This is a genomic window from Nocardia sp. XZ_19_369 (genome assembly GCF_015355715.1).
GTDB lineage: Bacteria > Actinomycetota > Actinomycetes > Mycobacteriales > Mycobacteriaceae > Nocardia.
In genome coordinates this window covers 305,340-331,999 of the sequence record NZ_JACVED010000009.1, presented here as the reverse complement: position 1 = coordinate 331,999, position 26,660 = coordinate 305,340, and the positions used below count along the sequence as shown (strand labels likewise).

Here is a 26,660-nt window from a genome sequence, read left to right as displayed (position 1 = left end):
TATATTTTCGCAGGTAGTCGGCCCAGGCCTGCGCCGCGCCTGGGCCGTTCGCACCCCTGCGCTCGGGTCAGTCCGAGGGACCCGCGAGGTGATAGCGCACCGTCGGACTCCAGAGGAAGAAGCCGTTGACGCCCGCGTCGTTCGCGGCATCTATCTGGGCGCGCACCTCGGCGGGTCCGTAGTTCACGCCCAAGCTGAAGTCCTGCAACCACGGGACGATCTGGGCGCCGGTGCCCTGGGTTTGGGTGCGGAAGTCCTGCAAGGACCGGAAGGTGATGTCGTAGGGCTGGGAGTTCGGGTTGGCGACACCGTATTCGCCGGGGTTCCAATGGGACGGGTACACCATGGGGGCGATGTAGTCGACGTACTTGGACATCAGCGGAATGTCCTGGGCAATCTGATCGGGACGGGTAGAGGCGATGCCGAACACGGCGGCACTTTGATCAGCGCCCGCGTCGCGCACCGGATCGCGGCTCTCCCTGAGGAACTCGGCGATGGAGACGGTCGGCGACACCGTGGAGCCGGGGAAATGCATCTGCGACAGCGCGCCGTCCGGACGCCGGATGTAGTCGTACATGATGCCGTCGAAGCCGAGCTTCGCCGCCTCGACCGCGAGATCGATGTTGTACTTGCGCATCTCGGGGCTCGCGAAGTTGGTGAAGGCGATCGGGCCGTACTTGCTGGAGTACGGCTGACCCGAGGGGGTTTGCACGACCCAGTCGGAACGCCCTGTCTGCCAGGCCCATTCGGCCATCGTCTTGTCCCGGAACGCGACGATCCGGCCCACCACGCGGATGCCCATGTCGTGCAATTGCCGCAGTGCGGTGGGGGCGTCGTAGATCGGGGTGACCGCGCCGGACTCGCGAGCGAGCGGCACCTGGGAGTCGTAGCCGACGACGCCGTCCTCGTCTTTGATGTCGAGCTGCACGGTATTGATGCGCCCGTCGCGGGCCATGGCCAGCACGTCCTCGCGCAGCCCGTCGTGCGCCCAGCCGTAGGCGGTCACGTGGACCGCCTTGATCTTGGGCTGCTCCACCGCTGCCGTGATCGCCGCGGTGGTCCGGTTTCCCGCGCCGTCCACGGCGACGACGTCGGCACCGGTCTGGATCCGGGGCAGTGTGATCTCGAACGCGCCGTCGGCGGCCGGGGTCACCGACTGGGTGCCGACCGAGACGCGTTCGGCGCCTTTTGCCTTGCCGCGCAAAGTAACCGGCTGGCGGTAGGAGGTCACGCCTGCGGGTTGGGTCAGTTCCAGGGCCGGTGGCTCGTTGTCCACCGTGAACGTCTTGGATACGCCGGGGCCGGTGCGCAGGAAGCCCAGCAAGCTCGGCGGGATCTCGGCGGTGAATTTGTGTTCGCCATCGGGCAGTGACCCCGGGCGGTACACCACGGTGTTGCCTTCGACGGTGCCGGTGACCGGTGCGCCGTTGAGCTCGAGTCGCATAGCGGCGGGGTCGTGTTCACCCGCGTCCACCCGCAATGTCGTGGCGGACAGGGCAGTCGCGCCGATCAGCGTGTTCGGGAGGCCGGCCAGGCTCAATCCCTTCGGTTCGGTACGCACCGAGCTGAGGGTCACAGAAGCGACAAGAATTGATAAGACTGAGATAACCAGGACCGCCGCCAACCGCCGGTGTCCTGTAACGCCTAGTCTTTCTAGCAACGCGCACACCAACTTTCGTCCGATGATGATCAACTATCGCGGGTTCGGCCCGCGGCCGTCGCTACTTTGCCGGTGTTTCGTGTGCAACGAAATGGTCGCGCTCGCGTACTGTTCGCGCGGTGGCGATGAACGCGACCCTCGGTGTTCGAGTTATGTTGTCGGTGCTGGTGTGCACGGCCGCCGCGGCCTGCACGGCGGACGCCGAACCAGTCGATGCACAGCGTGCGATGGCGGAAACGCCGCCGCCCGCGAGCAGCCCGCCGCCCGATCCCGCCGCGGTGGGCGCCAACGAGCTCGGCGTCGTGCCGATCCTGATGTACCACCAGCTGGCGGCCGCGCCGGACAGCGAATACGACCAGACACCAGCGAAATTCCGCGCTGAGCTCGATCGGCTGTATCGCGAGAACTACCGTCCGGTGACCGCCGCCGCGTACATCTCCGGCGCCGTCGACCTCCCGGCGGGCACCCATCCGGTGGTGCTCACCTTCGACGACTCCACCCTCAGCCAGCTCACCTTCACCGCGGACGGTCAGGTAGCGCCCGACACCGCCATCGGCATCCTCGAACAGTTCCGCACCGAGCATCCCGACTTCGCTCCCACCGCAACGTTCTACGTCAACAATGAGCCGTTCGGGAATGATCCGCGCGCGCTGCCCTGGCTGGCCGCCCACGGTTACGAGATCGGCGCGCACACCGCGAGCCACGCGAACCTCGCCCGGCTGGACAGCGCCGGAGTCCAACGCGAGCTGGCAGACAACGTGCGCGCCATCGGGTCGGCGGCGCCCGGTCGGGTACGGACAATGGCGTTGCCGCTCGGCATCTCCCCGGCCGACCGGGCACTGGCCACGGCGGGTAGCTGGGACGGCACGAACTATGCGTTCGAGGCGGTGCTGCTGGTCGGCTCGAACCCGGCACCGTCGCACTACGGCGACCTCGATCCCACGGCGGTTCCCCGAATCCGTTCGGGCGCACCGCCGGTCGACTTCGACTCCACCTACTGGCTGGACCGGCTCGCCGCGGATCCGCAGCAGCGCTACACCTCCGACGGTAATCCACAGCAGATCTCCTTCCCTGCGCGCTTATCCGGGACACTGAATTCGCGGTGGTCGGGTCAGGCCAAGCCGTACTGAGTGACTGTCGCTGGTGCCCAGTCCTTTACGTCAGCTGTACGAGTGGGCGGCTGACGCAAAGGACTGGCGGGGCATTCACCGCGGCGAACGAGCCGCGAGCTGGTCGAGGGCCGCTACCATCCGGTCGATTTCGGCGCAGGTGTTGTAGAAGGCGAACGACGGACGCACCGTCGCCTCCAGGCCGAGCCGGCGCAGGATCGGTTGTGCGCAATGATGACCCGCGCGTACCGCGATGCCTTGCTCGTTCAACGCCCGGCCGACCTCGATCGGCTCGTAACCGTCCATGACGAAGGAGAGCACGCTCGCCTTGTCGGCGGCGGTGCCCACCAGCCGGACCCCGCGCACCGCGGCGACCCGGGGTGTCGCGTACTCGAGCAGGTGGTGCTCGTAGCGCGCGATGGCGTCCATGCCGAGACGTTCGACGTATTCGATGGCCGCGCCGAGGCCGACCGCGTCGGCGATATTGCCGGTGCCCGCCTCGAATCGTCCCGGTGGCGGCTGGAACAGCGAACGCTCCAGGGTGACGTCGCTGATCATGTTGCCGCCGCCCTGCCAGGGTGGAACGTCTTGCAGTATCTCGGATTTTCCGTAGACCACGCCGATTCCGGTGGGCCCGAACAGTTTGTGCCCGGAGAACACGAAGAAGTCGGCGCCGATCGAGCGCACGTCGATGCTGGTGTGCGGGACCGATTGGGCGCCGTCGACGAGGGTGACCGCCCCGGCGCGCTGCGCCTCGGCGACGATCTCGCGCACCGGGGTGATAGTGCCGAGGGCGTTGGAAACATGCGTCAACGAAACGAGTTTCGTTCGATCGGACAGCAACCGGGTGTATTCGCCGAGCAGCAGCTCGCCGTTGTCGTCCACCGGAATGACCTTCAGCCGCGCGCCGGTCTCGGCGGCGAGCATCTGCCAGGGGACGATATTGGCGTGGTGTTCCAGGTGCGAGATGATGATCTCGTCGCCCGCGCGAATGTTCTTGCGGCCCCAGGTCTGCGCGATCAGGTTGATGCCCTCGGTGGCGCCGCGGACGAAGATGATCTCCTCCGCTGAGGACGCGCCGATGAACCGGGCCACGATGTCGCGGGCCTGCTCGTAGGCGTCGGTGGACCGCGCCGCCAATTCGTGTGCGGCCCGGTGGATGTTGGAGTTCTCGTGCTCATAGAAGCGAGTGATGCGCTCGATCACCGACCGCGGTTTCTGCGTCGTGGCGGCGTTGTCGAACCACACCAGCGGATGGCCGTTCACCTGTTCCCGCAGGATCGGGAAGTCGTTGCGCACCGCGTATACGTCGAACGGTGGGTGTGCGTCCGGCAGGCGGGTCGGCGCGGCGGTGCCCGTCGACGTCGGCGGATCCAGGAAGTAGAAGCTCGGTGCCGCGGACGACGTGGGTTCGGGAAAACGTTGCGGCGAAAGCACTTCGCGCAACGACGGTATCGCGGTCAAGAACGGGTCGTTGTGGATGCCCGCAGTACTGACCGGTGGGTGTGCGGGTTGTCCTGCGGCGTCGGCCATCGGCACGTCGCGCCCCCAGCCTGGCACCGACGGTGCGGGTGTGCTGCCACCCGGCGGTGTGGAGCCCGAAAGTCCCTGCGGGCCCGACGATGTACGGCCGCCGGGAACAGTGGTGCCATACACACCCGGCACGGACGGCTCCGGCGTGCGGGCGCCAGGCGGCGTGGCACTCGAGGAAGTTTTCGTGCCGGGCGCGGCCGACGGCGGGGTCGCGGTTTCTGTGGCGCCGGAGGCAGCTGAGGGGGTGCGGCCGCCGGGTGATGTAGTGCCGGAGGATCCTGTCGTGCCGGATGCAGCCGACGGCACGCTTGCGGGCGCAGTGACGCCAGTGACCCCCGGGACGTACGTCTCCGGCGTGCGGCCGCCAGGCGGCGTGGCACCTGACGTACCTCTCGTGCCCGACGCGGCCGACGGCGTGCTTGCGGGCGCCGTGATGCCCGCGACCCCCGGGACATAGGGCTCTGGGGTACGGCCACCGGGCGTAGCGCCCGAAACCTCCTGTGCGCCTGACGATGCCGCTACCGGCGGATGTCCACCGGGGTGCGGCGCGCCCGAGAACCCGGGCGCGCCAACCGCCGTCGCCGTCGGCACCGGAGACGGTACCGGCACGTTCGGTGGTGAGGTCGGCAGATCCGGTTGCGCCACACTCGGGCCCATCGATGCGGCGGGGAGTCCCGCCGACGCCGACGGCAGCGCCGAGAAGAAGGCTCCGGCAAGGCGATTCAGCGTCGCCTCGTCCGGCAGCATCCACTCGGCGCCGCCATCGTCGGATGGGCGCGAGATGTCAGCTCCGGTAGGTCGGTGCGTAGTCATGGAACTTGCCCACCTCGGCTCCGTCGAGCACTGCCACCGCATCGTCGGTCAGAATCGCCAGCGAGCAGTACAGCGACACCAGATACGACGCGATCGCGCTGCGATCAATACCCATGAACTTCACCGAAAGACCCGGTCCCTGTTCGCCGGCCAGACCCGGCTGATACAGACCGACCACGCCCTGCCTGGCTTCGCCGGTGCGAATCAGCAGGAACTTGGTCTTGCCGCGATCCACCGGAACCTTGTCCGACGGAATGATCGGAATGCCACGCCAGGTCAGGAACTGCGACCCGAACATGCTCACCGTCGGCGGCGGCACACCGCGCCGGGTGCATTCCCTGCCGAAGGCCGCGATGCCCTGCGGATGAGTAAGGAAGAATCCGGGTTCTTTCCACACCTTCGTGATCATATTGTCGAGATCGTCGGGCGTCGGCGGTCCGGCGATCGTCGCCAGCCGCTGCTTTTTCGCGGCATTGGCGATCAGCCCATAGTCAGGGCTGTTGATCAGCTCGCCCTCTTGGTGCTCTTTGATCGCTTCGATGGTGAGCCGCAACTGCTGAGCAATCTGATCGTGCGGGCTCGAATACAAATCTGAAACGCGCGTGTGCACGTCGAGAATCGTGTGCACCGCCTTGAGTCGATACTCGCGCGGGTCGCGTTCGTAGTCGATAAATGTCTCCGGAAGCGGAGACTCGTCGAAGTTATCGCACTGAATATCGACGGTTTGTTCGTGGGTAACCCGGTTGCGCCGGTAGATACCGGCCTCGACAGGAACCCAGTTCAGCAGATGAACCAACCACCGTGGGGTGATCGACTCCATCTGCGGAACGGTTTTCGTGGCATTAGCCAGTGTCCGGGCAGCATCATCGCCCAGCGCAACAGGCCGTGGAACAGCTTTCGTCATCGAACCACCTCGGGATCGGCAAATCCACCGTTACCAGCTCGATCATGCTAATCCCCGCTTTCCGTAATGCCTGTATCGACCCCATTGCCCGCCTTTCTCCGCGCGGCGCGGTCTTACCGCGTGGTGCGTTCGCCGCCATTGACCGCGAGCACCTGACCGGTTACCTGCCTGGCGGCGGGTGAGGCGAGATAGTGCACCGCGGCGGCGATATCGTCGGGAACGCCGGGGCGGCGAGTATGGGTGGCGGCGATCAGGGATGCGCGCCGTTCGTCGGTCAATTTGTCCCGGAAGAACTCCGTGTCGGAGATGTAGCCGGGGGAAACGACATTCGCGGTGATGCCGAGCGGGCCCAACTCGGCGGACAGCTGCGTATTCCACGAGGCGAGTCCGGCTTTGGCCGCGCCGTAGGCGCCCGCGCCTTTGTCCGCGGCGATCGAGCCGATGTTCACCACGGCTCCTGGATTCGTCAGCCGGTCGCGCAGTGCCGAGGTCATCAGCACGGCGCTGATCAGGTTGGCGTCCAGGTTGGCTCGCCAGGCGGCGGCCAGGCTCCGCAGGTCGGCCGGCGCGTTCAGGTCGAAGTCGGTATTGCCGCCCGCGTTGTTGACGAGCACGTGGATTTCGCGGGGGAGTTGATCGACCAGCGTCTCGATCTGTGCCGGATCGGTCGCGTCGCAGACGTAGGCCGTCGCGCCGAGTTCCGCGGCCGTGGCGTGCAGCGGCTCGGCCCGGCGCCCGGTGATCACCACCGTGTCGCCCTCGGCCGCGAAGGTGCGCGCGATGGCCCGGCCGATGCCGGTGGCTCCGCCGGTTACCACGATGTTCCGTGCCATGTGACTCTCCTTCATCGGGTATGTTTAGACCTAAACGTAGCTGGCGTTTAGGTCTAAACGCAACCGAGGAGTGGCATGGACGACAACGATCCCGTCGACGCGATCGCACTGGCTTGGCGGCGTGAGCGCCCGGGTACGCCGGTCGACGGCATCGGTGTGGTAACCCGAATCTGGCACTTGGCCAAGGTATTCGGCGACGATCGCCGCCGAGTGCTGGCCGCCGAGCACGCCGACACCGCCACCCTGGACCTGCTCAGCGTGCTCCGCCGCAGCGGCCCGCCATACCGCCTGACCACTCGTCAGCTCCAAGACCACACCATGCTCACCGCAGGCGCCATCTCCCAGCGCGTCGCCCGCGCCGAAGCCGAAGGCCTGGTCGCCCGCGCACCCCTGGACGACGGCTCGCGCGCCGTCGTCGTCGCCCTCACCCCGGCCGGCCACGACCTCGTCGAGCGACTGGTCGACCAGGTCCTCGGCCGCGAAGCAGACCTGCTCTCCGGCTTGACCCCCGAACAGCAGGCCGACCTGACCGACCTACTGCGCATCCTGCATCAGGACCTGATGTCCCGCCTCGGCAACCGCAAGATCACCCAGGTCGGTTCAGCCGATGCGTAGATGTCGTTGAATTTGTTGTGCAGCAGCTGAACCGGTGCGAAGCGCCATAGCGATGGTGCGGAGCGTTGGGGTGGTCGGCCAAGCGAGTGCCTGCTTCGCGGCGAGAACTCCGTTCAGCGCAAGGCTAGGGCGAGGAAGAAGTCGACTCGGTCTTCGAGGCGGGAGAGGTCGCGGGCGGTGAGTTCTTCGATGCGCTGGATGCGGTAGCGGAGGGTGTTGACGTGGACGTGGAGGAGGTCGGCGCATTTGGTCCAGGAGCCGGAGACCTCTAGGAAGGTTTCCAGGGTGTGGACGAGGTCGGCGCGGTTGTCCTGGTCGTAGGTGGTGAGGGGGTCGAGGAGGCGCAGGCGGAACATGCGGCGGACCTCGTCGGGGACCGAGGCGAGCAGGAGCATGTGGGTGGCGAGTTCGTCGTGGCCGACGACGCTGGCGGGTTGCAGGCGGCCTGCGGCCATGCGGCGGGCGTAGCGGGCTTCTTCGACGGCGCCGCGCAGGCCTTCGCCGTCGACCACGCCGCTGACGCCCACGGATAGTCGGCTGCCGCGTAGTCCGGGCTCCAAAGCGGTGACGGCACGGTTGATTTCGTCGATCACGGGGGTGTCCGGTCCGGCCGGGATCAGCGCGATCGCTTCGCCGTCCACGACACCGGCGGCAGGCCTTCTGCCGTACAAGATTTCGCGCAGCAGCACGCGTAATTCGCCGGGCCGCAACGTGTCATCGCCGGCGGCCGCGACGGCGATGTAGGTCTCGGCGGGCCCCAATCCGGTGAGTTCCAGCCGCGAAATGATCTCGGTCGGCTTGGCATCCGAGACGATGAGCTCGATGAGTTCCTGCGCGAGCCGCCCCTCGGCGCTCTGCCGGTCGTCCTGACGGGCGCGTTCCAGCGACACCACGGCGGCGAGCTCACCGGCCAGTGCGCGCCGCTCCTCGGGCCACTCGGTGTAATCGCCCTCGAACACCAGGAACCAGTCCGCGGCCCGCGAGGTGCGGTGCTCGTCCACCGCGAACAGGGAGAAGCGGCTGCCCTCGTGCAGCAACGCGCACGGCAGGCGACGGGCACTGAGAAACGCGGTGGTCACCTCGACCGGCGGTGCGGTGGCGGGCCCGGCCACCGCCCGCCCGGTGGACGACACCACCCAGCAGCGCATACCGAGGTCGCGTTCGATGAGCTCCAGCACCGAGCCGAGACCGGCGCCCGAGACGAGCTGGCGGTGCCGGTCCAGGATCGCGGTGAGATCCGCGGCCCGTCCGGTCGACAGATTGCGGGTGATCTGCTCGGTGACCGCGGCGAACGCGACCGTCTCCGGCACCCGGAACAGCGGAATCCGGTGCTTGCGACAGGCCTCGACCACGTCCGGCGGCGCACCGCCGTACCTGGCGTCACCCGCGGCCATGCCCGCCACGCCGGCTTGGGCCAGCGCGCGGACGAACACCTCGCTGTCGGCGGGGTCGTGGCGCCACTGCATGCCGGTGAGCACGAGCTCGCCGCCGGAGAGGTAGCGGCCGGGGTCGAGCATGTCGGTGGTCACCACCCAGCGCACGAACCGGTCCAGCTCTTCCTCGCCGGTGACGAGCTCTAGTCCCAGGTCCGCCATGGTCAGCAGTGATCGAAGGCGCACGGTGCGAAGGCTAACAGTCGCACCCCTGGTGAACGCCCTTGGACATTCGCACAAAGAGTTGGTTGTGAACTGGCGCACAGTTCAGATTTCTCGTTTCTAGCTGCGATGTTCCCCGGCGGGTGTACTTGCGGAACAGAGTGGCGAACCCCGACAGGAGGTCAGATGGCAGGCGACATCGGATGGCTCAACTCGTTGCCGCCGGACCGCGCCGTGCAGGAACTGCTGACCTGCTGCGCGTCCCGGCAGTGGGCGCAGAAGGTGGCGGCCTCGCGGCCCCATCCCGACGCCGCGAGCGCCACCGCCGCGGCCGTCGCCGCGGTGTGCGAGCTGAGTTGGCCGGATGTCGAGGAGGCGCTGGCGGCGCATCCGCGCATCGGCGATCGGGCCAAGGCCGAGTTGTCCGAGCGGGAGGTCGCGTGGTCGCGCGGCGAACAGTCCGGCGCCGCGACCGCCGACGCCGCCGTGCGGGCCGAGCTCGCCGCAGGCAACCGGGCCTACGAGGACCGGTTCGGTCACGTCTTCCTGATCCGCGCCACCGGCCGCAGCGCCGAGGAGATGCTCACCGAGCTGCGCAAGCGCCTGGCCAACTCGCTGCTCGACGAGCGCATCAAGGTACAGAGCGAGCTCGCCGACATCACCCGGCTGCGGGTGCGAAAGCTGCTGGGGGACAAGTGAGTTTGTCTACCCACGTGCTGAACGCGGTGACCGGGCGGCCGGCCGCCGGACTCAGGGTCCAGCTGTCCCGCGCCGACGGAACCGTGCTCGCCGAACGGCACACCGACGACGACGGCCGCATCAAAGACCTGCCCGCTCCCGAAACCGGCACGCACCGGCTGACTTTCGACACCGCCGAGCTCAGCCCCTTCTACCCCTCGGTCGCCATCGACTTCACCGTCGCCGACCCGGCGGCGCACTACCACGTGCCGCTGCTGCTCAGTCCGTATTCCTACTCCACCTATCGAGGTAGCTGAACAATGTCGATCAAGCTCGGTCCGAACCGATATGGCAAAGCGGAGACCCATGTCGTCGGCGTGACGAAAAACGGTGGCGTGCACGAGATCCGGGATCTCAATGTCGGCGTCGCACTGTCCGGCGACATGGACGAGGTGCACCTCACCGGCGACAACAGCGCAGTATTGCCGACGGACACGCAGAAGAACACCGTCTTCGCCTTCGCCAAGGAGCACGGCATCTCGTCGCCGGAGGCGTTCGGTGAGTTGCTGGCCCGGCATTTCGTGGATTCGCAGCCGACGATTCACCACGCGCGGGTCAGCGTCGAGGAGTACGCCTGGGAGCGCATCGTGCTCGGCGCGAGCAACGAGCAGCACTCGTTCGTTCGCTCGGGACAGGAGGTGCGGACCGCGCGGGTGCACTACGACGGCGAAAAGTCTTGGGTCGTCGCGGGTTTGCAGGGCTTGGTGGTGCTCAACTCCACCGGTTCGGAGTTCCACGGGTACCTGAAGGACAAGTACACGACGCTGCAAGAGGCCTACGACCGCGTCCTCGCCACCGAGGTCAACGCGGAGTGGCGCTACATCGGCGAACCCAGCGACTGGGACAAGACCTACCGCGAAGCCAGGCGCGCCATGCTGGAGGCGTTCGCCGAAACCTACAGCTACTCACTGCAACAAACCCTCTACGCGATGGGCGAGCGGGTACTCGCCGCCTGCGCGGAGATCGGTGAGGTCCGGCTGTCGCTGCCCAACAAGCACCATTTCGTCGTCGACCTGTCCGCCTTCGGCCTGACCAACGACAACGAGGTCTTCTACGCGGCCGACCGCCCCTACGGCCTGATCGAAGGCACCGTGTTGCGCGAGGACGCGCCCGCCGCCGGACCCGCGTGGGAGTGACGATGGACTTCTTGCGACCCACCAGCTGGGCGGACGCCCTCGACATCAAGTCGAACCGCCCCGACGCCACGCCCATCCAGGGCGGCACCGACATGATGGTCGAGCTCAACTTCGACAAGGGCCGCCCGAGCGCCCTGCTCGACCTCAATCCGTGCCGAGAGTTGTTCGAGTACAGCGAGATCGACGACAAGCTGCGCATCGGCGCGGGTGTGCCGTACGTCCGGATCATCAACCGGCTCGGCAATCAGTTGCCGGGTTTGGCCCAGGCTTCGCGCACCGTCGGCTCGCCGCAGATCCGCAACCGCGGCACCGTCGGCGGCAATCTCGGCGCGGCGTCACCGGCCGGGGACACCCATCCGGCGCTGCTCGCGGGCAACGCGGTGATCGAGGTCGAATCGGCCACCCGCGGCACCCGGATGATCCCGATCGACGACTTCTACGTCTGGGTGAAGAAGAACGCCCTCGAACCCGACGAGCTGATCCGCGCGGTCTGGCTGCCGCCGGCCGAAGGGCCGCAGTACTTTTCGAAGGTCGGCACCCGTAACGCCATGGTGATCGCCGTGTGCTCGTTCGCCGTTGCGCTGTATCCAGGTACCGGCACCGCGCGAACCGGCATCGGCTCGGCCGGGCCGACGCCGTTGCGCGCGAGGCCCGCTGAGGAATTCCTTGCCGCACAGCTGCCTTGGCACGATCCGGCCCCGCTGTCCGACAGCGTGCTGCGCGAGTTCGGCGCGCTCGTGTCGGCCGCGGCGGCCCCGATCGATGACGTCCGCGGCACCGCGGACTACCGCAAGCACGCCCTGTCTGTGCTGGCCCGCCGCACGCTGGGCTGGGCATGGACCGACTACCTGACAGAAAGGAAGGCAGCCTGATGCGCGTGACCTTCGACGTGAACGGTGCCACGGAGACCGTCGACGATGTGTGGGAGGGCGAGAGCCTGCTCTACATGCTGCGTGAACGGATGGGCCTTCCCGGCTCCAAGAACGCCTGCGAGCAGGGCGAATGTGGTTCCTGCACGGTGTATTTGAACGGCACGCCGGTGTGTTCCTGCCTGGTGGCGGCCGGTCAGGCCGAGGGCTGTTCGGTGCGGACGGTGGAGGGTCTGACCAAGGGCGCGCAGCTCGACCCGATGCAGGAGGCGTTCGTCGAGGCGGGGGCGGTCCAATGCGGTTTCTGCACACCGGGTCTCATCGTGCAGGCGCACGACCTCATCGAGCACAATGCCGATCCTTCCGATGCGGAGATCCGCGAGGCACTGGCCGGAAACCTCTGCCGCTGCACCGGCTACGAGAAAATCCTGGATGCCGTGCGGCTCGCGGCACAGCGAAAGGCGGCGGCGCGATGAGCAAGACTGTTATCGAGAACGCGTACATCGCGCCGGTCGTCGGGCCGGAGATCCCGTCCGGTTACCTGGTGATCGCCGACGGCAGGATCGAATCACTCGGCGCGGGACCGGCGCCCATCGTGCCCGACGCGCAACGCATCGACGGCACGGGCTGCCTGGTCACCCCCGGTCTGGTCAACACGCACCACCATCTGTACCAGTGGGCGACCCAGGGCATGTTCCAGGACTCGACGCTGTTCGAGTGGCTGACCGGCCTGTACCGCACCTGGGCGCGGATGGACGCCGACGTCGTCTACGGCGCGGCCTCGGCCGGTTTGGGCTGGATGGCGCTGACCGGCTGCACCACCAGCAGTGATCACCACTACGTCTTCCCGCAGGGGCGCGGAGATCTGTTCGACGCCGAGGTGCGGGCCGCCCGCGAGCTCGGCATCCGGTTCCATCCGTGCCGCGGTTCGATGGACCGTGGTCAGTCCGACGGCGGGCTGCCGCCGGACGAGGTAGTCGAGGATCGTGACGCGATCCTGCTGAACACTGCGGAAATCATTGATAAGTACCATGATCCGTCGTTCGACTCGATGCTGCGCGTCGCGGTGGCGCCGTGCTCACCGTTCTCGGTGAGCGAAGGCCTGATGACCGACGCCGCGTCGCTGGCGCGCAGCAAAGGCGTTCGGCTGCACACCCATCTCGCCGAGACGCTCGACGAGGAAGAGCACTGCCGCGAGCAGATGGGCTGCACGCCGGTCGAATACATGGAGAAGCTCGGCTGGCTCGGCGACGACGTCTGGTTCGCGCATGCCGTGCACCTGCACGACGCCGATATTCGCCGCTTCGCCGAGACCGGCACGGGCATGGCGCATTGCCCGAGCTCCAACGCCAGGCTCGGCGCGGGCATCGCCCGCATCACCGACCTGCTGGCGGCGGGTGCCCCGGTCGGCCTCGGGGTGGACGGCGCGGCGTCCAGCGAGTTGACCTCGCTGGCCGGTGAACTGCGCCAGACCATGCTGTTCCAGCGGGCGGTGCACGGCCCGACCGCGCTGACCGCGCGCCAGGCCTTGGAGGTCGGCACCTTGGGTGGTGCCCGAAACCTGGGTCGCCAGTTGGAGATCGGCAGCCTGGAACCCGGCAAGCTCGCCGACATCGCCATGTGGCGGGTCGACGGGTTCCGCGCCGCGGTCCAGGATCCGGTGTGCACGTTGGTCTTCGGGCCGACGCCGCCGCTGGCCCGGCTGCTGGTCGGTGGTCGCACCGTCGTGGAGAACGACGAGCTGCGCACCGTCTCGCACGACGCGGTCGGCCGGGCCGGCGCGGCCGCGCGGAATCGCCTGCTACAGGAGGAGTCTCGATGACCTCGGCTCGAACCACCCGTTTCCCCGGTGAGGTCGCCGCACCCGGCAAGGGCGGCGTCGGCGAGAGCCCGCTGCGGCCCGACGGCACCCTCAAGGTGAAGGGCGAATTCGCCTACTCCTCGGATCTGTGGATCGACGGCATGCTCTGGGGTGCGACCCTGCGCAGCCCGCATCCGCGCGCCCGCATCCTGCGCGTCGATATCGGCCCCGCGCTGAAACTGCCCGGCGTGCACGCTGTTTTGACCCACGAGGACGTGCCCGGCCGCAAGATGTACGGGCTCGACCACACCTGGGACCAGCCGGTGCTCGCCATCGACGAGGTCCGCCACCACGGTGAGCCGATTGCCCTGGTCGCCGCCGATCATCCCGAGATCGCCCGGCGCGCAATGGAAGCCATCGTGATCGAGTGGGAGGTGCTGCAGCCGATCACCGATCCGCTCGCCGTGGTCGCCGACCCGGAGCGGCACAAGGTGCAGGAGCGCGGCGGCATCACCCGGTATCAGCCGGTGCGCGTCGGCGACATGGAGGTCGGCCGGGCGCTGGCCGAGGTGGTGATCGCCGAGGATTACGAGGTCGGCATCCAGGACCAGGCGTTCCTCGGTCCGGAGTCCGGCCTGGTGGTGCCCGCCGAGGACGGCGGCCTGGACTTCTACGTGGCCACGCAGTGGATGCACTGGGACCTCACGCAGATCGGTCCCTGTCTGGATCTGGCCGAGGACAAGATGCGGATGACGCTGGCCGGCGTCGGTGGCGCGTTCGGCGGCCGCGAGGACCTGTCCATGCAGATCCACGCGGGCATGCTGGCGCTCTACACCGGCAAGCCGGTCAAGATGATGTACAACCGCGAGGAGTCCTTCTTCGGGCACGTGCACCGGCATCCGGCGCAGATGCGCTACGAGTACGGCGTCACCCGGGCCGGGAAGATCGTGTTCGCCAAGGTCCGGATCGTGCTGGACGGCGGGGCCTACACCTCCGCCACGCTCAACGTCACCGGCAACGCGGCCTCGCTCGCGGTGGGTCCCTACGAGATCCCGAACCTCGAGATCGACGCGTACGGCGTCTACACGAACAACCCGCCGTGCGGCGCGATGCGCGGATTCGGTGCGGTGCAGGCGTGTTTCGCGCACGAGTCGATGATGGACAAGATCGCCGAGGCGGTCGGGCTCGATCCGGTGCACGTGCGGCAGATCAACGCCGTGAGTCAGGGTTCCAAGATCGCGACCGGGCAAGTGGTGCACGCGCCGATGCCGATGGCCGAGATGCTCGGTCAGGCGCGCGACATGCCGCTGCCCGCGCCGCTGGATGTCGCCGATATCCGGAACCTGCCCGGTGGTGCCTCGCAAACCACCCACGGCGAGGGTGTTGTGCGTGGCATCGGTTACGGCGTCGGTATCAAGAACATCTGCTTCTCCGAGGGTTTCGACGACTACTCCACGGCGCGGGTCCGGCTGGAAGTCATCGGCGGCGAACCGGTCGCGCTGGTGCACACCGCCGCGGCCGAGGTCGGCCAAGGGCTGGTCACCGTCGAAGCACAGATCGCGCGCACCGAACTCGGCGTCGAGAGGGTCACCATCCATCCGGCCGACAACCAGGTCGGCAGCTCCGGCTCCTCGTCGGCCTCCCGGCAGACCTATATGACCGGTGGTGCGGTGAAGGCCGCGTGCGAGGCGGTGCGGATGCGCGTACTCGCCCTGGCCCAAGGACGTTTCGGCGCTGCCCGCGGACTTCGGCTGGTCGGCGGCAAGGTGGTCTCGCACACCGGTGAGGTGTATGCCGCGCTCGTGGATCTGCTCGGTGACGAAATCATCGAGGAGACAAGGGAGTTCCATCACAAGCCGACCACCGGCATGGATCCCGTGACGGGTCAGGGCGACAGCCACACCCAGCTCGCCCTGTGCGTGCACCGGGCCGTGGTGGATGTCGACACCGAACTGGGTCTGGTCAAAGTCGTTGCGCTGGACGCCGTCCAAGATGTCGGAAAGATCATGAACCGCTTGTCGCTGGAGGGCCAGATCCACGGTGGCTCCGCCCAGGGCCTCGGCCTCGCGGTCATGGAGGAAATTCAGGTCCGCGACGGAAAGGTGCTCAACCCGTCCTTCACCGACTACCTGATCCCCACGATTCTCGATATGCCGCCACAGCGGCTGGAGATTCTCGAAAACGCCGACCCGCACGCCCCATACGGGCTGCGCGGCGCCGGAGAGCCACCCACGCTCTCCTCGACTCCCGCGGTCGTCGCGGCCATTCGGGACGCATGCCGTTCCGCGGGAGGAACCGTGCACATCAACCGAGTGCCGGTGCGTCCGGAAGACATCATCCGGAGCAGTTGATCAACAGGGGTTGTGTCCGTCACGTGGGCACCGTGTCGCTTGCGACATCGCCTGCGTGACAACGCAACACAGACCCCACAACAGCAGAACCGAACCACGCGATCCGGCCATGACGGCCGGTTCGTAGGTCGGCTATGCCCCGAGGAGGGCACGCCAATGACCCAAGTCCAGACCCACTCCTCCGTCCCGGAGCCGGTCACCGGAAGATCCCCGCTCGACCGATTCTTTCGGCTGAGCGAACGCAAGACCACCGTCTCCCGCGAAATCCGCGGCGGTATCACCACTTTCGTCGCGATGGCCTACGTCATCCTGCTCGTCCCGCTGATCATCGGCGGGGTCAAGGACATCGACGGCAACACCCTGAGCATCGCTCAACTCACCACTGCCACCGCGTTTTCGGCCGGGCTCAGCACCATTCTGATGGGCCTCGTCGGCAACGTACCACTCGCCCTGGCGGCCGGCCTGGGCGTCGTCCCGGTGGTCGCCTTCCAGGCGGCCCCGCACATGACGTGGCCGCAGACCATGGGCCTGGTGGTGCTGATGGGCGTGGTCATCGTGATTCTGGCCGCGACCGGCCTGCGCACGATGATCATCAATGCCATTCCGCTGTCGCTGAAGAACGCGATCGGCGTCGGCATCGGCATGTTCATCGCGATGATCGGCCTGGTCTCGGCCGGTGTGGTCGGCCACGGTGCGCAGACCGGTCCGCCGGTCACGCTCGGCGCCGGTGGGCACCTTTCCGGGTGGCCGGTAGTGATCTTCGCCGTCGGATTGCTGCTCATGCTGGCACTGTTCATCCGAAAGGTGCCGGGCGCCATCCTGATCAGCATCGCCGTCGCCACGGTGCTCGCCATCGTGGTCAACTCGCTGGCGAAGGTCGATCCGAAGACGTGGGGTCCGGTGGTGCCGGAGACGCCGAAGGGGTTCTTCGCCGCGCCGGACTTCGGGTTGGTGCTCGATATCGACCTGCTCGGCGGATTCGCCAGGGCGGGTGGGCTGGTCGCGGGCGTCGTGCTGTTCACGCTGGTGCTCACCGGGTTCTTCGACGCCATGGGCACCGTGTTCGGGGTCTGTGACGAGGCGGGTCTGCTCGACGAGCGCGGCACCATGCCGGGCCTCGGCAAGGTGCTGACCGTCGACGGTATCGGGCAGGTCATCGGCGGTGTGAGCGGCGGCGCGGGCAACACCGTGTACGTCGAGTCCGCGACGGGTGTCGGTGAGGGCGCACGTACCGGGCTGGCCAGTGTGATGACCGGTGGATTGTTCTGTCTCGCAGTGCTGTTCACCCCGCTCGCGGCCGTGGTGCCGATCCAGGCCGCCGCGCCGGCGCTGGTGCTGGTCGGTGCGCTGATGATGACCCAGGCGCGCAAGATCGACTGGGCCGATCTGGAAGTCGCCGTCCCGGCCTTCCTGACGATCGTGCTGATGCCGTTCACCTACTCGATCACCAATGGTGTCGGTGCGGGCGTCATTGCCTTCGTGGTGATCAAGGCGGCGCGGGGCAAGTTCAGCGAGATCCACTGGCTGATCTGGGTGGTCGCGGCGGTCTTCGCCGGGTACTTCGGCATCGCGGCCATCGAACTGATGCTCGGCGGATAGAACGGCGGAAACAATGCGTGACCTCGCGGCAGAGCTCCTGCCCTGGCATACGGCGGGTAAGACCTACGCCGTGGCCACCGTGATCGGCGTCAGCGGCAGTGCGCCGCGGCCGCCGGGCGCCGCCCTGGCGGTGGATGCCGAAGGTGTTGTCATCGGCAGCATTTCCGGTGGCTGCGTCGAAGGTGCGGTGTACGAGCTCTGCCGCGAGGCACTGCGCACCGGGCAGCCGGTGCGCGAAACCTTCGGGTACAGCGACGACGACGCGTTCGCCGTCGGGCTGACCTGCGGGGGCAAGATCGAGGTGTTCGTCCAGATCGTCACACCTGCCGAGCACGACACGATCGAGGCCCTGCTGCGATCGGCCGAGCCGGTGGCGCTGGCCCGCGACCTGAACACCGGGGCCGCAATGGCTTTGGGGCCGTGGTGGATGCTCGGGGCAAGTTTCGATCCGGTGGTAGCCGCCGAAGCGCGGGCCATGCTCGACATCGGCGCGACCGGCGTGCGTGTCATCGGTTGCGGCGACCGGGAATTGACGGTCTTCGTGGAATCGTACGTACCGCCGCCGCGCATGATCGTGTTCGGCGCAATAGATTTCGCGGCCGCCGTCACGCGGATGGGCCGGTTTCTCGGCTATCACGTCACGGTCTGCGATGCCCGCCCCGTGTTCGCCACGCGGGCGCGGTTCCCCGACGCGCACGAGGTCGTCGTGGAGTGGCCCGACCGGTACCTCGCGCGCACCGCGGTCGACTCCCGGACCGTGCTGTGTGTGCTGACGCATGATGCGAAGTTCGATATCCCGTTGCTGGAGAAAGCATTACGGCTGCCGGTCGCCTATGTCGGCGCGATGGGTTCGAGACGCACGCATGAGGATCGGATGGCCAGTCTGCGCGCCGCCGGTCTCTCCGAAGCCGAACTGGCGGTGCTGCATTCGCCGATCGGACTCGACCTGGGCGGGCGCACTGCCGAGGAGACCGCTGTCGCCATCGCCGCGGAAATCGTCGCGGTCCGGCGCGGCGGCTCGGCCCGGCCACTCAATACCACCGACGGAGCCATCCATCGGGACCTGCTGCCGACCCGGTGACGGTATTCGGCTGGAGCATCATACGAATTCGACTTCGGAATGCTCGATCAGCTTTGGGTTGATCTCATCTATCCGAACACCGCGTAATCCACGCATACTTGATGAAATTCGATACAAAAGGACCCGATAATGCCGTTGATTTTCCTGAACGGTTCCGCCATGCGCGGAGGGCCGCTCAACCACCTGTTGAACGGTGCGCCGTTCGCCGGTGAGGCGAAAACCGCGCCACGCTACCGATTCTTCTCGGTCGGCGACCGTTTTCCCGGCCTCGACCCGTCGCCGGACGGCGGCTACTCGATCACCGGCGAACTGTTCGACGTGCCGCTCGACGTCCTGCGCGAAAGCCTGCTACCTGCGGAACCGCCGGAGCTGGAGCTCGGCGCGATCGAGCTGGACGACGGCAGGTCGGTCCTGTCGATGGTGTTGCGCAGGCCGCCGACGTCGTACCCGGAGCTGATCGACATCACCCGCATCGGCAGCTGGAAGAAATATCGAGAAGGAGCTGAATGAAGCATTACGCAGGGGAGTCCGGTCTCCCGAGATTCGACGTCAATTGCTCTATTCTTTTCACCGATCTACCGCTGCTGGAGCGTCCGGCCGCAGCCAAGGCGGCCGGTTTCGACGCGGTCGAATTCTGGTGGCCCTTCGGCGAGGATCCCACGCCGGGGGACAAAGAGATCGACGCGTTCGTGGGCGCTATCGATGAAGCCGGTGTGCAGCTGGTCGGGTTGAATTTCATCGACCTTATTCCGGTGGGGCGAGGGCTGGTCTCCGTCCCCGGTGAGATCACCCGGTTCCGCGACAACATCGAGGTAGCCGTCGGGATCGCCGAACGTACCGGCTGCCGGGCGCTGAATGCCCTCTACGGCAACCGCATCGCCGGCGAGGACCCGGCGAAGCAGGACGAACTCGCTCTGGAGAACTTGCGGCTGGCCGCTCGTGCCGCCGCTCGGATCGGTGCCGCCGTACTGGTCGAGGCGCTGAATGCGCATGAGTCGCCGCACTATCCGATCGTCGGCGCCGAGCACGCCGTGCGCGTGATCGAGCAGACCGGCGAGCCGAACGTGCGCTTCCTGTGCGACCTGTACCACCTGGCGCGCATGGACGAAAACCTGATCCAGGTGATCAAGACCTACGCCCAGCACATCGGCCACGTGCAGATCGCCGACGACCCGGGTCGTGGCCGGCCGGGGAGCGGTGAACTCGACTTCGACACGCTGTTCCAAACCCTCGCCGCCGCAGGTTATGACGGCTGGATCGGCCTCGAATACAAAGACCCCGAGCTTGATTGGAAGTGGATGCAGGCATGAGTGAGCGCAGCGAACGAATCATCGACACAGCGCCCCTTGGGCATGCCGGAGCCGAGCGAAGCGAGGCGCAGGCATGAGCAGTATCGGTTTTATCGGCTTGGGGATCATGGGTAGCCCGATGGCGGGCCACCTCGTCAAGGCCGGGCACGACGTGACCGGTTACGACATCGGCCCGAAGGGTCTCGAAAAGCTCGAGGAGGCGGGCGGTTCCGCTGCGGCCAGCGTCGCCGAGGCGGTCCGCGACAAGAACATCATCATCACGATGCTGCCGCAGGACGAGCACATCGAGCAGGTCTTCCCCGAGATCGTCGAGCACTCCGTCCCCGGCTCGCTCTACATCGACTTCTCCACCATCACCCCGAAGACCGCCAAATGGACGGCCGAGCAGGGCAAGAAGAACGGCCTGCGGGTGCTGGACGCGCCGGTCAGCGGCGGGGAGAACGGGGCGATCAACGCGGCCCTGTCGATCATGGTCGGCGGCTCCGAAGCCGACTTCGCGGCGGCCACCCCGATTTTCGAGGCGGTCGGTAAGACCTTCGCGCTGGTCGGCGGCAGCGGTGCGGGCCAATGCGTCAAAGCGGCCAACCAGCTCGTCGTCGGCGGCACGTATGCCCTGGTCGCCGAGGCGATCCTGCTGATGGAGAACCTGGGAGCCGACGCGGGCAAGGGCCTCGATGTGCTGGCCGGCGGTCTGGCAGGCAGCAAGATCCTTGAGCTCAAGCGCGAAACCATGCTGGCTCGCAACTTCGTGCCGGGCTTCCGGATCGACCTGCACCACAAGGACATGGGCATCATCCTGCAGGCCGCCCGCGAGGCCGAGGTGTCGATCCCGATGGGCGCGCTCACCGCGCAGCTGATCGCGGCGGGCCGCGCCATGGGCTACGGCTCGCTGGACCACTCCGGTCTGCTGCTGGTCGCCGAGGCGCTGTCGGGTCGAGGCGAGGCATGAGAATGCCCGCGCCGCCGCTCGCGCGGCACGAAGCCTGCGGCATCCGGCTGCCCGACGGCTGGGTGCGCAGCGAGAAACCTGCCGACCGTGCGAAGCCGCACGCGATGCAAACACGCAACACAAGCCAGAACAAGGAGCGTTGACCATGGCACGGATGCGTACCGTCGACGCCGCGGTCCTGATTCTCGAAAAAGAAGGCGCGACACAGGCGTTCGGGCTGCCCGGCGCGGCGATCAACCCCTTCTACAGCGCGATGCGCGCGCACGGCGGCATCAAGCACGTGCTCGCACGCCACGTCGAAGCGGCCTCGCACATGGCCGAGGGCTATACCCGCGCCACGGCGGGCAACATCGGTGTCTGCATCGGCACCTCGGGGCCCGCGGGGACCGACATGATCACCGGGTTGTACTCGGCCAGCGCCGATTCCATCCCGATCCTGTGCATCACCGGTCAGGCGCCGGTGGCGAAGCTGCACAAGGAGGACTTCCAGGCCGTTGACATTTCCTCGATCGCCGCGCCGGTCGCCAAGTGGGCGGTCACGGTATTGGAGCCCGCGCAGGTGCCCGGTAGCTTCCAGAAGGCCTTTCAGCTGATGCGGGAGGGCAGGCCCGGTCCGGTGCTGATCGACCTGCCGATCGATGTGCAGCTCGCTGAGATCGAGTTCGACATCGACACCTACGAGCCACTCGTGGTGCATCGGCCCGCGGCGACCCGGGCGCAGGCCGAGAAGGCCATCGCCATGCTGAACGCGGCCCAGCGTCCGCTGCTGGTGGCCGGTGGCGGCATCGTGAACGCCGACGCCGCCGAACTGCTCGTCGAATTCGCCGAACTGACCGGTGTTCCCGTGGTGCCGACCCTGATGGGCTGGGGCACGATCCCCGACGACCACGCGTTGCACGCGGGCATGGTCGGCTTGCAGACCTCGCACCGGTACGGCAATGCCACCATGCTCGAATCGGATTTCGTGCTGGGGATCGGCAACCGGTGGGCCAACCGGCACACCGGCGGGGTCGAGACCTACACCAAGGACCGCACTTTCGTGCACGTCGACATCGAGCCGACCCAGATCGGCCGGGTCTTCGCACCGGACTTCGGCATCACCTCCGATGCGGGTGCGGCGCTGCAGGTGTTCATCGAGGTCGCCCGCGAGCTCGCGGCGGCCGGCAAGCTGCCCGACCGTAGCGACTGGGCGGGGCAGGTCCGGGCGCGAAAGCAGCTCGGCCAGCGCAAGACCCACTTCGACAACGTGCCGATCAAGCCGCAGCGGGTCTACGAGGAGATGAACCGGGCGTTCGGGCCGGACGTCCGCTACGTCAGCACCATCGGGCTCTCACAGATCCAGGCGTCGCAGCTGCTGCACGTCTACAAGCCGCGGCACTGGATCAACGCGGGGCAGGCCGGACCACTGGGCTGGACGCTGCCCGCCGCCCTCGGCGTCGCGACCGCCGATCCGGATTCGACGGTGGTCGCGCTGTCGGGTGACTACGACTTCCAGTTCCTCATCGAGGAATTGGCGGTCGGCGCCCAGTTCAACATCCCGTACATCCATGTGCTGGTGAACAACTCGTACCTGGGTTTGATCCGCCAGGCGCAGCGCAACTTCTCCATGGACTACTACGTTCAGCTCGACTTCGACAACATCAACAGCCCGGAGGTCGGCGGCTACGGTGTCGATCACGTCAAAGTCGCGGAAGGGCTGGGCTGCAAGGCCATTCGGGTCTTCGAACCGGACCGGATCGGCCAGGCGCTGGAAGACGCCAAGAAGTTGATCGTCGAACACCGGGTGCCGGTGGTCGTCGAATGCATCCTCGAACGCGTCACCAATGTGTCGATGGGCTTGGAGATCGACAACATCGTCGAATTCGAGGAACTGGCGCAGTCCGCCGCGGACGCGCCCACTGCCACCGTCGCCATCGAACCGGAACCGGAACCGGTCGGAGGCGGCAGGTGAGCGGGCCGGACGCGCCCCGCTCGAAAGATGTGCGCGGCGGGTGGCGCGATGGCCATTGCGTCGTCGCCCCCGACAAGTTCAAGGGGTCGCTGACCGCGCCTCAGGTCGCCGCGCACATCGTCACCGGACTCCGCCGGGTACGCCCGGACCTCCCCGTCGTCAGCATGCCGGTGGCAGACGGGGGCGACGGTACGGTCGACGCCGTCGTGGAGTCGGGCTTCGTCCGCTTTCAGACGAGCGTCGCCGGGCCGCTGGGATTGCCGGTGGCTGCTTCGTTCGCGATGAGGGGCGAGGCGGCCGTGATCGAGCTGGCGGAAGCGTCCGGCCTGCGTCGGCTGCCTATTCGGCCGACCTTGCAAACCGCCATGACGGCAACGAGTTACGGCACCGGCGAGCTGATCCGCGCGGCCGCCACCCGCGGCGCGCGCCGGGTCGTGCTCGGTCTCGGCGGCAGCGCGTGCACCGACGGGGGAGTGGGCATGATGTCGGCCCTCGGCGTGCGCTTCCTCGACGACCACGGTCGCGAGCTGCCGCCGGGCGGTGCGGCGCTGAGCAGATTGGCGCGCATCGATGCCAGCGAGATGTTGCAGGTGCCGGTGATCGTCGCATCCGACGTGGACAATCCGCTGCTCGGACCGCGCGGAGCCGCGCACATCTACGGCCCGCAGAAGGGCGCGCGAAGTAGCGACATCGACGAATTGGAGTGGGGCCTGGCACGTTTGGCCTCGATCGTCGAACGGGATCTCGGCGCCGACGTCGCGGACCGGCCTGGCGCCGGTGCTGCGGGCGGGGTCGGCTACGCCGCGCTCGCCTTCCTCGGCGCGACGGTGCGGCCTGGCATCGAGCTCATTCTGGAGCTGATGTCGTTCACCGAGCAGATCGAGGGGGCCCGGCTGGTGATCACCGGTGAGGGCTCGCTCGATCCGCAGACCCTGCACGGCAAAGCGCCGGTCGGGGTCGCTCGAGCCGCGGCAGGCGCCACCGTGCCGGTCGTCGCGGTGGCCGGCCAGCGCTCGCTCACCGGCGAGCAGCTGCGCCGCGCCCACATCGAGCAGGCGTACGCGCTGACCGACCTCGAACCCGACCCGGAGGTCTGCATGGCGAACGCGGGACCACTGTTGGAACGGCTGGCCGGTGAGATCGCCGGGGCCTGGCTGGGAGCGAGCGCCCATGCATGATCTGGTCATCCGATCCCGGCGGGTCGCGCTGCCGGAGGGGATCCGCGCGGCCGCGATTGCCGTGCGGGACGGCAAGATCGTCGCGCTGGCGGACTACGACGCGGTGCTGCCCGCGGCGGCGACCACCGACCTCGCGGATCTCGTTGTGCTGCCCGGTCTGGTGGACTCGCATGTGCACGTCAACGAGCCGGGGCGGACCGAGTGGGAGGGTTTCGCCACGGCCACCAAGGCTGCCGCGGCGGGCGGGGTGACCACGATCGTGGACATGCCGCTGAACTCGCTGCCGCCGACGGTTACCGTGCCGCATTTGGAGACCAAGCGGTCTGTTGCGGCCGGGCAGTGTCATGTGGATGTTGCGTTCTGGGGCGGTGCTATCCCCGGCAACCTGTCGTCGCTGCGGCCGTTGCACGAGGCGGGCGTGGTCGGCTTCAAATGCTTCCTGTCGCCTTCTGGGGTGGACGAATTCCCGCCACTCGGGCTCGGCGAGGTGGAGCAGGTGATGCGGGAGCTCGCGGCGTTCGACGGGCTGCTCGTCGTGCACGCCGAAGATCCGGTGCGACTGCATGATCCGGTCGACGGGTCGTACCGCGCGTTCCTGGATTCGCGGCCGGGGGCGGCGGAAAAGGCTGCGGTGCAAGAGGTTATCGCGCTGGCCGAAGCGACCGGCGTGCGCGCGCACATCCTGCACGTCTCGGCGGCGGCCTGTCTCGAACCGCTGGCTGCGGCGCAGGCGCGTGGGGTGCGGATCACCGCGGAGACCTGCCCGCACTATCTGACGCTGTCGGCGGCCGAGGCGTCGTCCACCGCGTTCAAGTGCTGCCCGCCGATCCGTGACGCTGGTAACCAGGACGCGCTGTGGCAGGGCTTGGCCGACGGGGTGCTGTCCTGTGTGGTCTCCGACCATTCGCCGTGCACGCCCGAGCTGAAGGAAGGCGACTTCGCGACCGCATGGGGCGGCATCTCGTCGTTGCAGATCGGGTTGCCCGCCGTGTGGACCGCCGCCGCCGAGCGGGGCTTCCGGCTGACCGATGTGGTCCGCTGGATGGCCGCCGCACCCGCCGAACTGGCCGGGTTGTCGCACAAGGGGCGGATCGCGATCGGGTGCGACGCCGACCTGGTCGCGTTCGATCCGTGGGCGCCGATCACCGTCGATCCGGGCGCGCTGGCGCACAAGAATCCGATCACGCCCTACGGCGGCCGGGAACTGCGCGGGCTCGTGCACGCCACTTGGCTGCGCGGGCGGGTCGTCGGCAACGGCCACCCGCCCGCGGGCAGCCTGATCTCCTTGCACCACAACCGGATAGGGAACCATGTCTGACTTCACCAACCTGCCCGACCTGGCGCTGCGCACGCACCGCGCCGGGGTGGTCGCCGCGAGCGACGAGTCGTTCGAAGAGCGGGAAAACCTGATCAACCCTTGGGAACCGCGGTTCGCCGAGCACACCTTCGGGCCGAAAGGCCAGGAGTACGACGGTTGGGAGACTCGCCGGCATCGCGGGCCCGGCCACGACTGGGCGATCATCCGGCTCGGTATGCCCGGGGTGATCCGTGGCGTTGTCATCGACACCGCCTGGTTCAAAGGCAACTATCCGCCGTTCACCTCTGTTGAGGCCTGCCGCGCTCCCGGCTACCCGTCACCGTCGCAACTGGATTCGGCCGAGTGGGTGGAGATCGTGCCGCGCAGTGCACTGGGCGGCGACGCGAAACATGAACTGCCCGTTGCCGACGACCGCATCTTCACCCACGTCCGCCTGAACATCTTCCCGGACGGCGGCGTGGCGCGGCTGCGTGTGCACGGCGAGGTGGTCCCGGATCCGACCTTGCTCACCGGTCTCACCGTAGACCTCGCGGCCCTCGAAAACGGCGCTCGAACAGTGGCCTGCTCCAACATGTTCTACTCCGCCCCTGACAACATGCTCTCGCCCGGCCTGGCTCGCAACCAGGCCGAGGGCTGGGAAACCGCGCGCCGCCGCGACAACGGAAACGACTGGGCGGTCATCGAACTTGCAGCCCAGGGCGTTCCGGCACTGATCGAACTCGACACCACCAACCTGCTGTTCAACGCACCCGGCGAAACCCGCATCCTGGGTATCGATCACCAAGGCCCAGAGCCCCTGCCGTCCGCTGATGATTCCGCCTGGTTCGAACTGCTGGCGAGGACAACGCTGCAACCCGACACACCCCACCGGTTCCGGCTTGCGCCCAGTGATCGTCCGGCTACGCATGTCCGCGTGGACATCTACCCGGACGGTGGCATCGCTCGGCTTCGGGTCCTCGGCTCGCTCACCGCGGCGGCTGAGCGTGCGTTGAACTCGCGCTGGCTTCAGTAGTTCGTTGCAGGTGCGTGCAAGCACTCGGATCGGCGAGGCCGTTGCGGGGGTACCGGAGGACCCATGCGTCAACGTTCGAGAAGGTGTGCGTACCCAGGTTTTCCTCCGATAGTGCTGGGCGCGTGAGGTGGGGTTCCCGGCTTTCCCCTTACGGCTAGGTGCGTGGGGGCGGGTTCCGGCCTGGCTGGCTGGCTGTGGTGCCGATTTCGAGATGATCGGGGGATCGAGCAGAGTCAAATGGTTGTTCGTGGGGTCGAGCGGAGTCGAATGGTCGTTGGTGATGATCAACTAGCGACCATATGACT

24 protein-coding genes are annotated in these 26,660 nt (G+C 67.5%); 19 read left to right on the top strand and 5 right to left on the bottom strand.

Annotation, left to right across the window (positions count from 1 at the left end; translation table 11 throughout):
- Window positions 1–67: 67 nt before the first annotated feature.
- Window positions 68–1,561, bottom strand: a complete 1,494-nt coding sequence (locus tag IBX18_RS32140) for a putative glycoside hydrolase (protein WP_306796510.1) — start codon at window positions 1,559–1,561, stop codon at window positions 68–70.
- A 224-nt stretch (window positions 1,562–1,785) separates the two neighbouring features.
- Between IBX18_RS32140 and IBX18_RS32135 the strand changes: the two genes are divergently transcribed.
- Window positions 1,786–2,790, top strand: a complete 1,005-nt coding sequence (locus IBX18_RS32135) for a polysaccharide deacetylase family protein (protein WP_228542151.1) — start codon at window positions 1,786–1,788, stop codon at window positions 2,788–2,790.
- Window positions 2,791–2,865: 75 nt separating this feature from the next.
- Here the strand turns inward: IBX18_RS32135 and IBX18_RS32130 are convergent, their stop codons facing one another.
- The 3 genes from IBX18_RS32130 to IBX18_RS32120 all read right to left on the bottom strand — a co-directional run bounded on the left by IBX18_RS32130 (window position 2,866) and on the right by IBX18_RS32120 (window position 6,852).
- On the bottom strand, window positions 2,866–4,737 hold the full coding sequence (locus IBX18_RS32130) for a family 2A encapsulin nanocompartment cargo protein cysteine desulfurase (protein ID WP_194837381.1): 1,872 nt from the start codon (window positions 4,735–4,737) through the stop codon (window positions 2,866–2,868).
- A 349-nt stretch (window positions 4,738–5,086) separates the two neighbouring features.
- The gene (locus tag IBX18_RS32125) at window positions 5,087–6,019 is read right to left on the bottom strand and encodes a family 2A encapsulin nanocompartment shell protein (protein ID WP_107656060.1); all 933 of its coding nucleotides are present in this window, start codon (window positions 6,017–6,019) and stop codon (window positions 5,087–5,089) included.
- Between the two features lie 113 nt (window positions 6,020–6,132).
- Window positions 6,133–6,852: an SDR family NAD(P)-dependent oxidoreductase gene (locus tag IBX18_RS32120; protein WP_194837238.1), complete on the bottom strand. Its 720-nt coding sequence runs from the start codon at window positions 6,850–6,852 to the stop codon at window positions 6,133–6,135.
- Between the two features lie 75 nt (window positions 6,853–6,927).
- Here IBX18_RS32120 and IBX18_RS43245 point away from each other — a divergent pair, with 75 nt between their 5' ends.
- Complete coding sequence (locus tag IBX18_RS43245; protein ID WP_194837237.1) at window positions 6,928–7,467, top strand: MarR family winged helix-turn-helix transcriptional regulator; 540 nt, start codon at window positions 6,928–6,930, stop codon at window positions 7,465–7,467.
- 113 nt (window positions 7,468–7,580) lie between these two features.
- Here the strand turns inward: IBX18_RS43245 and IBX18_RS32110 are convergent, their stop codons facing one another.
- Window positions 7,581–9,086 (bottom strand): PucR family transcriptional regulator, encoded by a 1,506-nt coding sequence (locus tag IBX18_RS32110; RefSeq protein WP_107656063.1) that lies wholly within the window; start codon window positions 9,084–9,086, stop codon window positions 7,581–7,583.
- Window positions 9,087–9,248: 162 nt separating this feature from the next.
- Between IBX18_RS32110 and uraD the strand changes: the two genes are divergently transcribed.
- The 17 genes from uraD to alc all read left to right on the top strand — a co-directional run bounded on the left by uraD (window position 9,249) and on the right by alc (window position 26,355).
- Window positions 9,249–9,761, top strand: coding sequence for a 2-oxo-4-hydroxy-4-carboxy-5-ureidoimidazoline decarboxylase (uraD, locus tag IBX18_RS32105; protein ID WP_194837236.1), 513 nt, complete (start codon window positions 9,249–9,251; stop codon window positions 9,759–9,761).
- Window positions 9,758–10,057 carry a hydroxyisourate hydrolase gene (uraH, locus tag IBX18_RS32100; RefSeq protein ID WP_194837235.1) on the top strand — a complete coding sequence of 100 codons (300 nt, stop codon included), beginning with the start codon at window positions 9,758–9,760 and terminating at the stop codon, window positions 10,055–10,057. The genes uraD and uraH overlap by 4 nt, the downstream gene beginning before the upstream one ends.
- Before the next feature lie 3 nt (window positions 10,058–10,060).
- The gene (gene pucL / locus IBX18_RS32095; RefSeq protein WP_107656066.1) at window positions 10,061–10,936 is read left to right on the top strand and encodes a factor-independent urate hydroxylase; all 876 of its coding nucleotides are present in this window, start codon (window positions 10,061–10,063) and stop codon (window positions 10,934–10,936) included.
- Window positions 10,937–10,938: 2 nt separating this feature from the next.
- Window positions 10,939–11,808 (top strand): xanthine dehydrogenase family protein subunit M, encoded by an 870-nt coding sequence (locus IBX18_RS32090; protein WP_194837234.1) that lies wholly within the window; start codon window positions 10,939–10,941, stop codon window positions 11,806–11,808.
- Window positions 11,808–12,281: a (2Fe-2S)-binding protein gene (locus IBX18_RS32085; protein WP_194837233.1), complete on the top strand. Its 474-nt coding sequence runs from the start codon at window positions 11,808–11,810 to the stop codon at window positions 12,279–12,281. The genes IBX18_RS32090 and IBX18_RS32085 overlap by 1 nt, the downstream gene beginning before the upstream one ends.
- Complete coding sequence (locus tag IBX18_RS32080) at window positions 12,278–13,627, top strand: 8-oxoguanine deaminase (protein WP_194837232.1); 1,350 nt, start codon at window positions 12,278–12,280, stop codon at window positions 13,625–13,627. Before IBX18_RS32085 ends, IBX18_RS32080 begins: the two co-directional genes overlap by 4 nt.
- Window positions 13,624–15,957: a molybdopterin cofactor-binding domain-containing protein gene (locus IBX18_RS32075; protein WP_194837231.1), complete on the top strand. Its 2,334-nt coding sequence runs from the start codon at window positions 13,624–13,626 to the stop codon at window positions 15,955–15,957. The genes IBX18_RS32080 and IBX18_RS32075 overlap by 4 nt, the downstream gene beginning before the upstream one ends.
- A 156-nt stretch (window positions 15,958–16,113) precedes the next feature.
- Entirely contained in the window at window positions 16,114–17,556 is a 1,443-nt protein-coding gene (locus IBX18_RS32070; RefSeq protein ID WP_194837230.1) for an NCS2 family permease, read from the top strand.
- 13 nt (window positions 17,557–17,569) lie between these two features.
- The gene (locus tag IBX18_RS32065) at window positions 17,570–18,637 is read left to right on the top strand and encodes an XdhC family protein (protein ID WP_194837229.1); all 1,068 of its coding nucleotides are present in this window, start codon (window positions 17,570–17,572) and stop codon (window positions 18,635–18,637) included.
- 129 nt (window positions 18,638–18,766) lie between these two features.
- On the top strand, window positions 18,767–19,147 hold the full coding sequence (locus IBX18_RS32060) for a gamma-glutamylcyclotransferase (RefSeq protein WP_107656072.1): 381 nt from the start codon (window positions 18,767–18,769) through the stop codon (window positions 19,145–19,147).
- Window positions 19,144–19,947 carry a hydroxypyruvate isomerase family protein gene (locus IBX18_RS32055; protein WP_194837228.1) on the top strand — a complete coding sequence of 268 codons (804 nt, stop codon included), beginning with the start codon at window positions 19,144–19,146 and terminating at the stop codon, window positions 19,945–19,947. Before IBX18_RS32060 ends, IBX18_RS32055 begins: the two co-directional genes overlap by 4 nt.
- 73 nt (window positions 19,948–20,020) lie before the next feature.
- Window positions 20,021–20,896, top strand: a complete 876-nt coding sequence (locus IBX18_RS32050) for an NAD(P)-binding domain-containing protein (protein WP_194837227.1) — start codon at window positions 20,021–20,023, stop codon at window positions 20,894–20,896.
- Window positions 20,893–21,039 (top strand): hypothetical protein, encoded by a 147-nt coding sequence (locus tag IBX18_RS32045; protein ID WP_194837226.1) that lies wholly within the window; start codon window positions 20,893–20,895, stop codon window positions 21,037–21,039. The genes IBX18_RS32050 and IBX18_RS32045 overlap by 4 nt, the downstream gene beginning before the upstream one ends.
- Before the next feature lie 2 nt (window positions 21,040–21,041).
- Window positions 21,042–22,847: a glyoxylate carboligase gene (gene gcl, locus IBX18_RS32040; RefSeq protein ID WP_194837225.1), complete on the top strand. Its 1,806-nt coding sequence runs from the start codon at window positions 21,042–21,044 to the stop codon at window positions 22,845–22,847.
- Window positions 22,844–24,025, top strand: coding sequence for a glycerate kinase (locus tag IBX18_RS32035; RefSeq protein ID WP_194837224.1), 1,182 nt, complete (start codon window positions 22,844–22,846; stop codon window positions 24,023–24,025). The genes gcl and IBX18_RS32035 overlap by 4 nt, the downstream gene beginning before the upstream one ends.
- The gene (gene allB / locus IBX18_RS32030) at window positions 24,018–25,343 is read left to right on the top strand and encodes an allantoinase AllB (RefSeq protein WP_194837223.1); all 1,326 of its coding nucleotides are present in this window, start codon (window positions 24,018–24,020) and stop codon (window positions 25,341–25,343) included. The genes IBX18_RS32035 and allB overlap by 8 nt, the downstream gene beginning before the upstream one ends.
- A complete protein-coding gene (gene alc, locus IBX18_RS32025) occupies window positions 25,336–26,355 on the top strand; it encodes an allantoicase (protein WP_194837222.1) in 1,020 nt (339 codons plus the stop codon). Before allB ends, alc begins: the two co-directional genes overlap by 8 nt.
- Window positions 26,356–26,660 lie beyond the last annotated feature (305 nt).